The organism is Pseudoduganella sp. jia 12 (genome assembly GCF_055502675.1).
Genome location: NZ_JBUXKP010000004.1, coordinates 363,479 through 376,760, shown reverse-complemented (window position 1 = coordinate 376,760; position 13,282 = coordinate 363,479). Strand labels below are relative to the sequence as shown.

At 67.2% G+C, this 13,282-nt stretch carries 10 protein-coding genes; 7 read left to right on the top strand and 3 right to left on the bottom strand.

Features of this window, described 5'->3' with window-relative positions; all coding sequences use genetic code 11:
- Window positions 1–15: 15 nt before the first annotated feature.
- From ACY65G_RS10905 to ACY65G_RS10880, 6 genes are all read left to right on the top strand, one after another.
- A complete protein-coding gene (locus ACY65G_RS10905; protein ID WP_464997373.1) occupies window positions 16–2,490 on the top strand; it encodes an FtsX-like permease family protein in 2,475 nt (824 codons plus the stop codon).
- Window positions 2,491–2,637: 147 nt separating this feature from the next.
- Window positions 2,638–3,093, top strand: coding sequence for a hypothetical protein (locus ACY65G_RS10900; protein ID WP_464997372.1), 456 nt, complete (start codon window positions 2,638–2,640; stop codon window positions 3,091–3,093).
- 326 nt (window positions 3,094–3,419) lie between these two features.
- A complete protein-coding gene (locus ACY65G_RS10895; RefSeq protein ID WP_464997371.1) occupies window positions 3,420–5,066 on the top strand; it encodes a sensor domain-containing diguanylate cyclase in 1,647 nt (548 codons plus the stop codon).
- Window positions 5,067–5,425: 359 nt separating this feature from the next.
- Window positions 5,426–5,824: a hypothetical protein gene (locus ACY65G_RS10890; RefSeq protein WP_464997370.1), complete on the top strand. Its 399-nt coding sequence runs from the start codon at window positions 5,426–5,428 to the stop codon at window positions 5,822–5,824.
- Window positions 5,825–5,869: 45 nt separating this feature from the next.
- Window positions 5,870–6,241 (top strand): hypothetical protein, encoded by a 372-nt coding sequence (locus ACY65G_RS10885; RefSeq protein WP_464997369.1) that lies wholly within the window; start codon window positions 5,870–5,872, stop codon window positions 6,239–6,241.
- A gap of 158 nt (window positions 6,242–6,399) precedes the next feature.
- Entirely contained in the window at window positions 6,400–7,152 is a 753-nt protein-coding gene (locus tag ACY65G_RS10880; protein WP_464997368.1) for a hypothetical protein, read from the top strand.
- 170 nt (window positions 7,153–7,322) lie between these two features.
- On the opposite strand, the gene ACY65G_RS10875 is transcribed toward ACY65G_RS10880, so the two are convergent.
- From ACY65G_RS10875 to ACY65G_RS10865, 3 genes are all read right to left on the bottom strand, one after another.
- On the bottom strand, window positions 7,323–9,275 hold the full coding sequence (locus tag ACY65G_RS10875; protein ID WP_464997367.1) for an MHYT domain-containing protein: 1,953 nt from the start codon (window positions 9,273–9,275) through the stop codon (window positions 7,323–7,325).
- Between the two features lie 134 nt (window positions 9,276–9,409).
- The gene (locus ACY65G_RS10870; protein ID WP_464997366.1) at window positions 9,410–11,077 is read right to left on the bottom strand and encodes a glycoside hydrolase family 43 protein; all 1,668 of its coding nucleotides are present in this window, start codon (window positions 11,075–11,077) and stop codon (window positions 9,410–9,412) included.
- A complete protein-coding gene (locus ACY65G_RS10865) occupies window positions 11,074–12,363 on the bottom strand; it encodes an MFS transporter (RefSeq protein ID WP_464997365.1) in 1,290 nt (429 codons plus the stop codon). The genes ACY65G_RS10870 and ACY65G_RS10865 overlap by 4 nt, the downstream gene beginning before the upstream one ends.
- 140 nt (window positions 12,364–12,503) lie before the next feature.
- Here ACY65G_RS10865 and ACY65G_RS10860 point away from each other — a divergent pair, with 140 nt between their 5' ends.
- The gene (locus ACY65G_RS10860; protein WP_464997364.1) at window positions 12,504–13,196 is read left to right on the top strand and encodes an SOS response-associated peptidase; all 693 of its coding nucleotides are present in this window, start codon (window positions 12,504–12,506) and stop codon (window positions 13,194–13,196) included.
- The last annotated feature ends 86 nt before the right edge of the window (window positions 13,197–13,282 follow it).

Genomic DNA, 13,282 nt, shown 5'->3' with positions numbered 1-13,282 from the left:
ACTGGAGCGCGGCCAATGAGCGCGCGCACTATGTCGAAACCGAACTTGCGCTCTGGATTCCCTGTCCTGCGGGCCGTCTGGCGCACCCTTGCCGCGAACCCATGGCAAACGGTGTTCGCCACGGGCGCCCTGGCGCTCGGTCTTGCCGTGTTCACGCTGCTGAGTGGTTTCGTGGGCCATGCCCTGCGCGTGAACGCGCACCTGCCCGAAGGACTGTATCTCGTGAAGCAGCGCGACAACACCGCCACGCAGGCGCCCTGGTACGACCAGGCGCCGATGGGATTGGCGCGCATGGCGGCGGCCATCCCCGGCGTGGCCGGCGCCACCGTGCTCGTGCCGCTGCGCCCGGAGCTGAAAGGCTTGATGGCCCGCGCCGGCAACCGGCTCGTGCCACTGCAGGGATTGACGGTGCTGCCCGGTTTTGCCGGCATGATGGGCCTGCGCGCCATCGATGGCGACGTGGAAGCGGCGCTGGCGCGCCCGGACGGCATCGTGTTGACACAGGCCACGGCGCTGCGCCTGTTCGGCATGGCCGATGCCGTTGGCCGCACCCTTCGGGCCGAAGGGCAGGTGCTGCGCGTGGCCGCGGTGCTGGTGCCCCAGGCAGGGCCGACCACGCTGCCGTTCGATGCGCTGACCGGCGTGGCCAGCGCCATCGTCGATCCGGCGGTCCGCGAAGAGATGCTGACCGGGCGGGAAGGCTGGCCCGGCAAGGTGCTGCTGCGGCTCGCGCCCGGCATCTCGCCCGAGGCCGTCGCTGGCGCGCTGCAGGCCGCCGTCGACCACCTGCCGCGCACGCAGCGCCATGCACCGGACGTGATCGCCCGGCTGGCGGGCCGTCCGCCGCTGGAGCTGGGGCTGGCGTCGCTGCGCGGCGCTTACTTCGACCATGAACTGGGCAGCAACTTCCTGTGGAGTGCCGGCGAGCGCGTCAATCCGGCCCTGGTGGCGGGCCTGGGTGCGGTGGCGCTGCTGATCCTTGCGCTGGCCGGCGCCAACTACGTGAACCTGGCCGCCATGCGCGTCCTGCGCCGGCAGCGCGAACTCGCCGTGCGCAAGGTACTGGGTGCCCGGGCACGCGATATCGCCGCGCAGTGCGTGGCCGAGGCGTTGATGGTGACGCTGGCCGCGACGACGGTCGGCCTGCTGCTGGCGTGGCTCGCGCAGCCGGCATTCGCCGCGCTGGCCGGGCGCGACATGCCCGGCATGTTCGAGCCTGGCCACCTGTCGGGCGTGCTGGCAGCGGGCATCGCGCTGGGTTGCGCGGCCGCCGCGTACCCGGCATGGCTGGCGCTGCGGGTGCGGCCCGACCGGGCCCTGTCCGGCAAGCCCGACACGGAATCGCGCGGCGCCGCGCGAGCCCGTCGGGTGCTGACGGTATTGCAGCTGGCCGTGGCGATGGGTGTGGCCGGCGTCGCGCTGGCGATCGCCTGGCAGGCGCGCTACGCGGCGCAGGCATCTCCCGGCTTCGACCCGCGGCCGCTGACATTGGTCGACCTGCCCGAGCAGGTACGCTTTTCCGACAAGGCACGCGGCCTGATGGCGGCGATCGCGGCGCAGCCGGGCATCGACGGCGTGACCGTCTCGCTGGACGCGGTGGGCCGCAGCGAAGACACGCTCGGCCGCACCTACCAGAAGCCGGGCGGGCAGGGCATGACGCTCGAGGTGCGCTGGGTAGGAGCGAACTTCTTCACGCTGTACGGCATCCGCGCCCGCGCCGGCCGGCTGTTCGATCCGCGCCTGGACCGCGACGACGATCCGCATCCGCTGGTGCTGAACGAGGTGGCCGCTCGCGCGCTGGGCTTCCCGGACGCGGGGCAGGTGCTGGGCCAGACGGTGCTGTTCCGCGACTGGGATGGCAAGGTGTCGCCGCGCCGCGTGATCGGCATCGCACCGCCGCTGCGCTTCCAGTCGCTGCGCGAGGCGCCGCGTCCCATCGCGTTCGAACTGTCCACCGGCGGCTCCACGCTGACCGTGCGTTCGGGCTTGCCCGCGGCGCGCGTGGATGCGCTGGTGCGCCAGCTGTGGCCGCGCTGGTTCCCCGACGCGCTGCCACGCATCGCGCCCGCAGGCGCCGTGCTGGAACGGAACTATGCCGACGACGCGCGCCTGGCCCGCCTGCTGGCCATCGCGGCCGGCGTCGCGCTGGCGTTCGCCGCCGCCGGCTGCTATACCCTGTCGGCCCACACGGTGCAGCGGCGCGCAAAGGAGATCGTGCTGCGCAAGCTGCATGGCGCGCCGGGCAGTGCCGTCGGGCTGCTGGTACTGCGCGAAACCGGCGCGCTGGCCGTGCTGGGCGCCGTCGCCGGCTTGCCGGTTGCCGCGCTGGTGATCGAACGCTACCTGGCCGGCTACGTGGAGCGCGCGCCGGCCGGGCAGTGGGCGCTGCCGTGCGCGCTGGCCGCGACGGCTGCCGTTGCGCTGGCTGCCGCGGCGCGCCATGCGTGGCTGGCGATGCGGGCTGTGCCGGCCGCGGCGCTGCGGGTCTAGGACGGCTTTCCGCCCGGATTGATGGCGCTGGCTTTTTCAGGTACCGTCGGAGCGTGTCGAAAACAATCCGGTTCGGCTTGGAAGCCGCCGCACCGATACGCCGCTTCCGGCTGCAACCGGAACCGACTGCTTCTACCCAGGACCACCATGGCGATACGCAACCGTTTGAATCACGTGGCCGCAGGCCTGCTGAGCTCGTTTTACTCCCGATGCAACGAGGTGGACGGATTCTGGGCGCTCGGCATGCTTTACAAGGAAGTCCGGGAGGCGCCGTACTGTGTCACGCTCGACCTGTTGAGCCGCACTGCGATGCCGGCAAGATGCAGTGCGCTGTACGTCACGGCGCGTTATGCGGAGTTCCTCGAGCGGGCCCTGGCGAAAAAAGACCTGCGGGCAGACGACCTCACCAAGGCTGAAGTCCGCATCCGGTTCAATGCCGACACCGCCCTGCCCAGTGTCCGGCCGGACTGGATCGGCGACGTCTTTACTTGCACCGTGGTGCTGCAGAGGGCGGGCGACCGCGCACTGTTGACAGCATATGGAAAGTGCATGCCCAACGATCCCGCATTGTTCCGGCAGGGCGCTCGACGCCGCGGCCGGTAGCGCATGGCCGTGGCGCGGTCATGGACGCTACCGCCGTACCGTGGCTTTCTGGTGTCCCGCCAAGTCCGACGCAGTACCCAGGCTTAATCCAGATCTTGAACCAGTGACGCATGCATGTGGTGCCGATGCCTGGCCCAAGCCCGGCTGTGGATGTTTGGTCGATCGTGCAGGATCGCCCGATTTTGTTGTCTTGTTGCAACGTTCATGCATCGATAGAAAAGCTATCGCAGTGATAGTTTCCCTGATCGTGTTACATTCCGGTACCTGCCTTGCCCCCGCAGTTTCCTCGACACTAGGCCAAGACTTCCTAGTCATGCAGATTTGTTATGCCGGCTGAAGCACGCGTTCGAAATATCGCCATCATCGCAGTAGTGGTTTCCCTCCTCGTTACTGCCATTCCGTTTTTCATCAACAGTCGCGTCAGCGAAGGTGTACCGCTGCTCAAGCTTGCGGCAGACCGCCAGACCGCGTACACGGATCTCCTCGGCATGCTGCGGGATGTGGAGTCCGGGCAGAGGGGGTTTGCACTGAGCGGCATGGATGCCTTCCTGGAACCGTACACGGCGGCAGTCCTGGAAATCCCATCGCTGAAACGCGACCTCGTGAAGGGCGCGCTGGACGCCCGGGAGCGCGAGGCGATTCGCCAGATCATCGAGCTGACGGATGCCAAATTGGCGAACGCTGCCGACAGCATTGCCGCGCGCAAGAATTTTGGCGCGGCGCCGGACAGCCTGTACGCATCGACCGCGCTCGGCAAGGCGCAAATGGACAAACTGCGGGTGCTCATCGGCAAGCAGATTACGCTGATGGCCGAGCGGCGCAATCTCGCCAGGAAAACCCTGATCGACGGGTCGGCGCAGGTGGCGTATTCCAGCGCCTTCGCGGGACTGTTCAATGCGCTGCTGCTCGGCGTGGCAGCCTTCAATGTCCGGCGGCTGTTCCGCGACCGCGCGCACGCCGCCGACCAGCTGAAAGAGGCGATTACGCTGGCGGAAACGCGCAACGCGATGATGTCGGGCAGTGCCCGGCTGTTGCAGGCGCTCGACTCGATCCAGACGCTCGATGGCACCTCGGCGGTCCTCACGCCGTGCCTGACGGCCTTGTTGCCGAACGTGTCCGGCACGCTCTACCTGTACCGCGATTCGAACGACGTGCTGGAGCCCCTGGCAAGCTGGGGCGGCGATGCGGCACGTTCCGTCATCTCGTCGGAAGATTGCTGGGCGCTTCGCTTCGGCCGGCCCCATGCCCACCACGTCGAGACCGACCTGTGCTGCGACCACCTGCATGGCGAGCCGCGCAGGCACCACCTCTGCATCCCGATGGTGACGCAGGGCGCGGTACTCGGATTGATGTCCGTGAAGGTCGACCAGCTGCCGGACAGGAATATTGCGCTGCACCGCGAGCTGGTCAGCGTGCTGGCGGAACAGGTGTCGCTGGCCTTGTCCAATGTCCGCCTGCGGGAGGCATTGCGCGAGCAGTCGATCATCGATCCGCTGACCGACCTGTACAACCGCAGGTTCCTCGAAGAGTCCTTGAAACGCGAGCTCTCGCGCAGCGTGCGAAATCGCGCACCCCTTTCGGTGATCATGTTCGACATCGACCACTTCAAGCGGCTGAACGATACCTTCGGCCATGACGCGGGCGACGTGGTCCTGAAGGCTGTCGCCGCGGCCACGAAGGCGGCGGTGCGCAAGGCGGACATCGTTTGCCGCTACGGCGGCGAGGAAATGATCGTGGTGCTGCCCGACTGTGCCGAAGGCATGGCGATGGAACGGGCGGAGATGATCCGCAAGGCGATCGAGTCCGTCCGCATCGAGCATGGCGGGCGTGAAATCCCGCAAGTCACCGCCTCGTTCGGCGTTGCCAGCCATCCGATTTTCGGGCTGGACGGCGATGCGCTGGTTCGCGCCGCCGATGCGGCACTGTATGTGGCGAAACGCCGCGGCCGGAATAATGTGCAGATGGCGGCTTAGAGGGTGTAGACAAAATCAATGAAGCAGTTGTGGCATGCTGTCCTGATGTGGAGGGGGCATGCCATGGCAAACGGGTTCTTTGGCACAGCCGCCGCCGTGGCCACGGGCGCATTGACGGGCATGGCTTCCGGTACTGCAGCGGCCATCGTCCGCGGCGGAAAAGTCGACATGGTAAAGAATGCGACGGATGCGTTCGGGAATGCGATAGGCAATGCGATCGCGGAACAGTATGCCGGGACAGCCCCGTTCGCAACCCGGCGCGCTACTGCACAGGGGATCCATGGCGGGGGATCCGCGATGACTCCCTACGGAGGGCTCGATCTCGACAGCATTCTCGAGGGCGAGAGAACTACCTGCGGATGGCAGGTCTCGACGGCAGTGCGCTCGCCGAAGAGGTCAGCCCCCTGGTCGGACCTCGCTACCGTACCGAGGGCGGCAGCAACGACATCGATCCGGATATCCCGACGGTGTACATCACCGGCAAGAAGCTGGCGCCCGAAGTGAAAGCGGCCCAGATCGCGGAAATCCGCGGCGCGGTGGAAGTACTGGAGGGCTATGCCGGCGCAGGCGATCGCGAACGATACTGGAATTACCTGGCCTCGAAAGGCGTCACTTACGGCCAACTCGCGCTGGGAGTGGTCAGGAACGATACGCTTGCCGGGTTCGTCGCGAACAGCTACGCCAATCTGCGCGCCTCTGAACTGGGGGCTACCATCACTGAGGAAAAGTGGAACGAATTCGGCGTGGGACCGATCTAGGATGACTTCGCACGTCGTCTCAATTACTCGAAAAACGATAGCACGGTGCATCTTGCCCTCGATCTACCGGTCAGGGACATCTATGACTCCCACGTCGTCAACTTCAAGATAATCGGATTGGACAGGGAGGCGTGGACCGCCTTCATTCCTCTGGAGCCGTACTTGACCAGTGGCAACGACCCGGGCGCGGAGCGGGTATTCGCTGATATGATGCGTCCAAACAAGTTCGCTCAGCTGTCGACGACCTTTGCAAACCAGATGACGACGGGCGCGGCGTATGAATTCACGCCTCAATTGAAGTGGTTAGGCGCGGTGACGTCACTGACGCACATGTACCTTCAAGACACGCGGCAGGCATATTCGGACCCAAATAAATCGGCGACTGGCATCGCGACAGTAAAGGGTGGCAGGAAATGAAGTATGACAACTACACGCAGATGCTGTGGGTCGGCGCGGCGGCACCAGTGGATCTGCAGCGGGAATTAGACGCTGCACGGGCCTTCCGAATCCGCAGGATGGAGCCTACGCCGCGCCATCCGCTGGACTTTTCACTCCACATGGAAAGCCGCTGACGGATGCACTCGCGCAAATCTTTGGCAATGCTGGCGGTCGGCGCCGCTGTCCTTGCCCTGCTTTCGCTCGCCAATTCCGGCGAGCGAAAGCAGGCACCAGCAACCGTGCACGAGCTGATCATCAATGTGCGCGGTACATCCATCGCGGTCGCGCCCAGCTTCTTGCCGGAAGAGGATCGCGGAACGTACACGGATGCCCGCACACACGATGTGGTGAGATTGAGGTTCGACTGGCCGTCGATGGGGCCATTTCAAGAACAGGCATCTTTGCCACCACGCACACGGTACAGGAATAAGCTGTCGGCATCGATCGCCCCCTCCGGCATGCTGGATGCTATCGAACGCCGGCAATATCTCCAGCGCCTGCTGGACGAATACCGGGTCAAGCATGTGCCGAACAGTAGCAAGTTCGGCCTCGAACGAACCAGCTTGCGCGAGGGCGCAAGCTCTCCGTTCGGCGATGGGGACGTATTGGTGCTTTTTGGTACGTCGGACACACTGATCAGATGCTCACCGGACCGTGATCCCGACCCTGGCACCCCGGAGGCCCATCAGCTCGTCGCCGCCGGCGGTCTATTGCGAACGCCGGACTGTACGCAGCTGTTTTTCGTTCCCGAGCTGCCGAACGCATTCCTGCGGGTTCATTACCAGCGCATTCACCTCAAGGACTGGGCCGAGATCCAGTTGAAAGTCTCGACATTCATCCGCGCAGCCATGGCAGACTCATCGGCCCGGAAAACGAAGCCACCAGCGTGAGCACCACCTCCAGTCCCGAACGCCTTTAAGCTGCCAGAATTCGGAATTATATTTGGCTAGGACCGCTTCTGGCCGAAAGCGAGCCGGTCGCATTGCCAAAGCATGCGCGGTTGTTCCCTCCAGGACAAGCGCAGGATTTGTTAAGCGCTCGTGGTCATAACACGCGCCGCTCACGCCTTCTCCCGCAACCCCAGCAATTCCGCCGCCGCATTGACCAGCGTCGCGGGCCCGACCGGCTTCGGCAAATGGTCCGTGTACCCCGCCGCGATAGCCCGTTCCCGCTCCCGCGCGCCGGCCAGTGCCGTCAGCGCCAGCGCTGGCAACGCACGGCAGTTTGGCAGCGCGCGTACCTTGCGCAGCAGTTCGAAACCATCCATGCCGGGCATGCTGATGTCGCTGATCAGCAGGGCAGGGCGCACGCTGGCCACCAGGTTCAGGGCGCCGATGCCGCTGCCCGCCGTGTAGACGCGCGCATTGGCCGCCACGAGCGAGCGCTTGAGCACGTCCAGTGAATCGGGCTGGTCGTCCACCGCCACGATCACGGCACCGCCCAGGTCCACGGACTGCAGCGCGGCCGGTGCACCCGCGCTGCGCGGCGCGGCGAACGTTGAAAGCGGCAGGGCCACCGTGAACGCGGCACCGCGCCCGGCGCCGGCGCTGTCGGCGCGGATCGTGCCGCCCTGCAGCTCTACCAGCTGGCGCGCGATGGACAGGCCGAGGCCCAGGCCGCCGTGCTGCCGCGCCAGCGAGGCGTCGGCCTGGCGGAAACGTTCGAACACGTGCGGCAGGAAGAGGGCATCGATGCCGGCCCCCGTGTCGGCCACGCGGATCACCGCCTGGCCGGCGCCGTCGATGGCCCCGGCCACGGTGACCGTGACGTGGCCGCCGGGTTCGGTGAATTTGACGGCGTTCGACAGCAGGTTGCCCATCACCTGCTGCATCCGCGCCGCGTCCGCCAGCACGGGACCCGCCTGGCGGTCGATGTCCGTGGCGACGGCGATGCGGCGCGCCAGCGCCATCGGCCGGATCGCGTCGACGGCCGCCGTGACGAAGTCCGCCGGCCAGACCGGCGCGGTCTCGACCTGCACCTTGCCGGACACGATGGCGCTCATGTCGAGCAGATCGTCGATCATCTGCACCTGGGCGCGGGCATTGCGTTCGATCGCCGCCAGGCCGCGCTGCAGCGTGGCGTCGTCCTTGCCGGCCTGCTGCAGCAGCTGGGCCCATCCCAGCACCGCGTTCAGCGGCGTGCGCAGCTCGTGCGACAGCGTGGCCAGGAACTCGTCCTTCAGGTGCGACAGCCGCTCCACCTGCAGGCGCGCCTCGTGCTCGGTCTGGAATTGCGTGCGGCGCTCCTCGGCCGTGGCCAGCGAGGCCGCCAGCACGTGCGTGCGCGACTCGAGGCGGGCATCGTAGACGGCCACGATCAGCGCGATCGTCAGGATGCCGGCGGTGCCGATGGCAACGAGGATCGCCAGATGTACGCCATCCACGCCGGAAGCCGCGGCCAGGCACACGCTGCCGGCCGGGAAATGGGCGGCGCCCATGCCGGTGTAGTGCATGCCGGCGATGGCCAGGCCCATGACCACGGCGGCGGCGGCCTGGATCAGCGTGGCCTTGGGTGTGCGCATGCGCAGGCGGTAGGCAATCCACAGCGCCCCGGCAGCGGCACCGATCGCGAGCAGCACGGAAGCGGCGATCGCGAGCGGATCCCACACGATGCCGGGCGACATGCGCATGGCCGCCATGCCCGTGTAGTGCATGCCCGCGATGCCGAGCCCCATCAGCAGGGCGGCGCTGCCGAGCCGGCGCGCGGACACCACGCGGTGGCGCAGTTGCCACAGCGCCAGCCCCGTGACCACGACGGGCAGCAGCAGCGACAGGCCGGTGATGCCGAGATCGTAGCCGACCGGAATCGGCAGGCGGAATGCCAGCATGCCGATGAAGTGCATCGACCAGATGCCGGTGCCGAGCGCCAGCGCGCCGCCGGCCGTCCAGCCGGCCGCCGCGATGCCATGCGCGCTGCGCACGCGGTCGGCCAGGCTCAGGCCCGTGAAGGACGCGAAGATCGCAACGGCGATCGAGAGGCCGACAAGAATAGGATGATAGTTGCCGCTAAGCATGATTCCAGTGTGCCGATGGGCTGTCGTCACTATACCGGAGTCGGGCGCTCGACGAGGGCACGGGATGCGCGCAACAGGCCGGCCGGGTGGCATGAACGCCACGCTAGCAGCGCGCATGCCGGCCCGCCGTCACCTCAATCGCACGGCAAGCCCTTCGGATCGATGCAGTACGGCCGGCCGCGATAGGCGAACCAGTCGAAATCGGCGTGCAGGCGGGCGCCGGACATGTCCTGGCATGCCATGCCGACAAAGGCGCCCGTGAAATTGGGCTGGCCGGGGGCGTTCGCTTCGTCGGAAAGAATACCGGCATCGAACTGCTGCGGCAGCCATTGCCACTCGCCGGCGCCACCGTCGCCGCCGCTGTCCATCATGCGCCAGCCGAAGACCAGGCGCTCCTCGTCCACTTCCACGCGCAGGTGCACCGGGCCGCTCGCCGGCAGCGGCACGGGTGCCGTGAAGCTGTCGGTCTGCACGTGGTTCGGCAGGCTGCTCATCACGCGCAGGTGCCGGCCGTGGGCGTCGTCGTGCGTGATGTACAGGTAGTGGAACTTCGATGCGTTGTAGTAGCACACCAGGCCTGCCTGCTGCTGGTAATGCTCCGGCGCGAAATCGACGACCGTCGACGCGCTGTAGCAGTGCGACTGCTGGCGGCGCGCCACCAGCGCCTGGCGGAACGTGCTGCCCAGGCTTTCGCGGCCGTGCAGGCGCAGGTGGCCCGGCCGCGCGGACAGCGAGAACAGCTCGTCCGGCCACGGGCTGCGCAGCCACTGGAAATCGATCGGCAACACGTCGCCATCGAACTCCTCGCGCGCCGGTGCGGCGGGGAACGGGTGCTCCGGCAGGCCGGGCGCGTCGGCAGTCAACGCCGGCAGCGCATCGCCATCGACCGTGCGCAGCCAGCCATCCTCGCCCCACGCCATCTGCTGCAGGGCTGTCTCCCGCCCCAACGTGCACGTGCCGCGGTTGCGCAGCGGGCGGCCGCACAGATAGGCCATGTACGTCCGGCCGTCCGGCGTGTCCACCAGGTCGGCGTGGCCGGCACGCTGCAGTGCCGCATCGGGGCGGTTGCGCGAGGTCAGGATGGTGACGTCGGGATGCAGTTCATAGGGCCCGAGCAGGCTGCGCGAGCGCGCCATCGTCACGCCGTGGTGCCATCCCGTGCCGCCTTCCGCCGTCAGCAGGTAGTAGTAGCCGTTGCGCCGGTACAGGTGCGGCGCCTCGGTCAGGCCGTGCGCCGTGCCGGGAAAGATGTTTTCCCGGCGGCCGACGAGCCGGCCTTCGGCCACCGAGTATTCCTGCGCCACGATGCCGTTGAAGCGGTTGCCGCCCGGGCGGTGGTCCCACAGCTGGTTCAGCAGGTACTTGCGGCCGTCGTCGTCATGGAACAGCGACGGATCGAAGCCGCTGCTGTTCAGGTACACGGGATCGGACCACGGCCCGTCGATGGCGGGGCTGGTCACGAGGTAATTGTGGAAGTCGCGCAGCGATGCGCTGCCGCTGGCCCCGCCGGTCGACGTGCGGCCGTAGCGCTTGACGTCCGTATAGATCAGCCAGAACAGGCCGTCTGCGTAGGTCAGGCAGGGCGCCCACACGCCGCAGGAATCGGGCGCGCCCAGCATGTCCAGCTGGCTGGCCCGCGTCAGGGGGCGTGCCAGCAGGCGCCAGTTCACCAGGTCGCGCGAATGGTGGATCTGCACGCCCGGATACCATTCGAACGTGGAGGTGGCGATGTAGTAGTCGTCGCCGACCCGCACGATGGACGGGTCGGGATTGAAGCCGGGAAGGATGGGATTCTGGATCATGTTTTTTGCAGGATTGAGGCGGCCGGGCCTGCCGGTTGCGGCGCGGGTTCGCGCACGATGGTCCACAGCAGCACGGCGGCCACCAGGTCGAGCACCGCGAGGCTCACGAAGAACGGCGTGTAGCCCACGCTGGCCATCATGCCGCCGATCAGCAGCGAGAAGATCAGCAGGCCCAGGTTGCCGAACGTGCCGCACATGCCGGCCACGGTGGCCACCTCGTTGCGGCGGAACAGGTCCGACGACATCGTGATGACGGTGACGGACAGCGTCTGGTGCGCGAAACCGGCCAGGCTCAGCAGGGCGATGGCGGCATACGCGCTTTCCACGTAGCCGACGAAGGCCACGCCCATCATCATGCAGGCGCCCACGGTGAACGCGCCGCGCCGCGCATTGATCAGCCGGACCCCGCGCTTTTGCAGCCACAGCACGACGATCGGCCCGAACATGCAGCCCAGGTCCGCTGCCAGGAATGGCAGCCACGCAAACATGGCGATCTGCGCCAGGTCGAAGCCGCGCACGGTCGTCAGGTACAGCGGCACCCAGAACGCCAGCGTGCCCCAGGCCGGGTCGGCCAGGAAGCGGGGCAGGGCGATGCCCCAGAAATTGCGCTGCTTGAGGATGCTGGCAACGGACGGGCGCTTGCCGTCGCCCTGCAGGTGCTGCTCCTGCCCGGCGGCGATGTGCTCCGCCTCGGCGGCGGCCAGCCGGCGGTGGCGCGCCGGCGCGTCGTACAGCAGCAGCCACGCCGCCACCCACACGAGGCCCAGCGCACCCGTGATCACGAACGCCGACTGCCAGTTGTAGTGCAGGATCGCCCACACGACGAGCGGCGGCGCCAGCATCGAGCCGAACGACGCGCCGATGTTGTAGATGCCGCCCGCCAGGCCGCGCTCCTTCGCGGGGAACCATTCGGAGACCGCCTTCATGCCGGCCGGATTGGCCGACCCCTCCGCAAGGCCGAGCAGGCCGCGCAGGAAGGCCAGCGTCTGCCAGTTGGTGGCCATGCCGTGCGCCATGCAGATCAGCGACCATGCCGTGGCGAACATGGCGAACCCGTACTTCAGGCCGATCGTGTCCAGCACGTAGCCGCACAGCGGCTGCAGCATGATCGCGCCCTGGAAGGCGGCCGTGATGTATGAATACTCTTGCGTGGTGATGTTCAGCTCTGTGAGCAGCGTGGGCGCGGCAACGGCCAGCGTGCTGCGGGTCAGGTAGTTGATGACCGCACCCAGCATCACCAGCCCGATCATCCACCAGCGCAGTCCCCGTATTTTTTTAGTGATCATGTTTGCGCAATCATAAGGTTGGTCCGCAACAGTACCACAGCGACTTGCAAAAATGCGAGTGCAATTGGTAGCGCAATCGATGATGCATGGCACCATTTTCGATGATCTTTGCTACCATGCGGCCGGGAGGGAGACAGCGCATGTGCGTGAACTATGTGACAGTGAAACGGGACAGCCTGGCGCGCTTCGCCGCGCAAGGGGGCGCAACGGAGCAGCGGGTGCCATTCGCCCCGCGTGGCGAATGGGAAGATGAAGTGTGGCAGGACTATGCGGCGCCGATCATCATCGCGGCGCCGGAAGGCCGCCGCTGCCTCGTGGGCAGCTACGGCATGGTGCCGCAGCACCGCCTGGCGCCGGGCAGCCGGGCCTATTCGACGATGAACGCGCGCAGCGAGACCGCGGCCGAACTGGCCAGCTACCGCGACGCGTGGGCGCGCTTTCGCTTTTGCCTGGTGCCGATGGCGCGCTGGTTCGAGCCGAACTACGAGAGCGGCCGGCACCAGCGCTGGTCGATCGGCCGCGCGGACGGCGCGCCGCTGGCCGTGGCCGGCCTGTGGCGCGCATGGGAGGAACCGGACGGGCGGCGGGTATGTTCGTTCACGCAGCTGACCGTGAACGCCGATGCGCACCCGCTGCTGTCGCGCTTCCACCGCCCGGGCGACGAAAAACGCGCGCTCGTGCCGCTGGCGCCCGAACAGTGGGACGACTGGCTGCGCTGCCGCGATGCCGAGGCGGCGCGGCGCATGCTGGTGCTGCCGGAAGACGGGTTGCTGGTCGCCGGGCCGGAGCCGCTGGCAGGAAAGGATGAACCGCCGCAGGCGCTGCTGTTCTAGCCTGTGGCCGCCGAGCAGCGGTGTCTGACACTATTTTCGCAGAAAAATAGTGTCAGACACCGGTTTTCCCGAAGCCTGCCGCAAAT

What these genes read in the sequence shown, in the direction of transcription:
- ACY65G_RS10875 (WP_464997367.1), bottom strand. Translation starts at nt 9,275, where the DNA reads ATGCTTAGCGGCAACTATCATCCTATTCTTGTCGGCCTCTCGATCGCC.
- ACY65G_RS10860 (WP_464997364.1), top strand. Translation starts at nt 12,504, where the DNA reads ATGTGCGTGAACTATGTGACAGTGAAACGGGACAGCCTGGCGCGCTTC.
- ACY65G_RS10890 (WP_464997370.1), top strand. Translation starts at nt 5,426, where the DNA reads ATGGCAGGTCTCGACGGCAGTGCGCTCGCCGAAGAGGTCAGCCCCCTG.
- ACY65G_RS10900 (WP_464997372.1), top strand. Translation starts at nt 2,638, where the DNA reads ATGGCGATACGCAACCGTTTGAATCACGTGGCCGCAGGCCTGCTGAGC.
- ACY65G_RS10870 (WP_464997366.1), bottom strand. Translation starts at nt 11,077, where the DNA reads ATGATCCAGAATCCCATCCTTCCCGGCTTCAATCCCGACCCGTCCATC.
- ACY65G_RS10880 (WP_464997368.1), top strand. Translation starts at nt 6,400, where the DNA reads ATGCACTCGCGCAAATCTTTGGCAATGCTGGCGGTCGGCGCCGCTGTC.
- ACY65G_RS10865 (WP_464997365.1), bottom strand. Translation starts at nt 12,363, where the DNA reads ATGATCACTAAAAAAATACGGGGACTGCGCTGGTGGATGATCGGGCTG.
- ACY65G_RS10905 (WP_464997373.1), top strand. Translation starts at nt 16, where the DNA reads ATGAGCGCGCGCACTATGTCGAAACCGAACTTGCGCTCTGGATTCCCT.
- ACY65G_RS10895 (WP_464997371.1), top strand. Translation starts at nt 3,420, where the DNA reads ATGCCGGCTGAAGCACGCGTTCGAAATATCGCCATCATCGCAGTAGTG.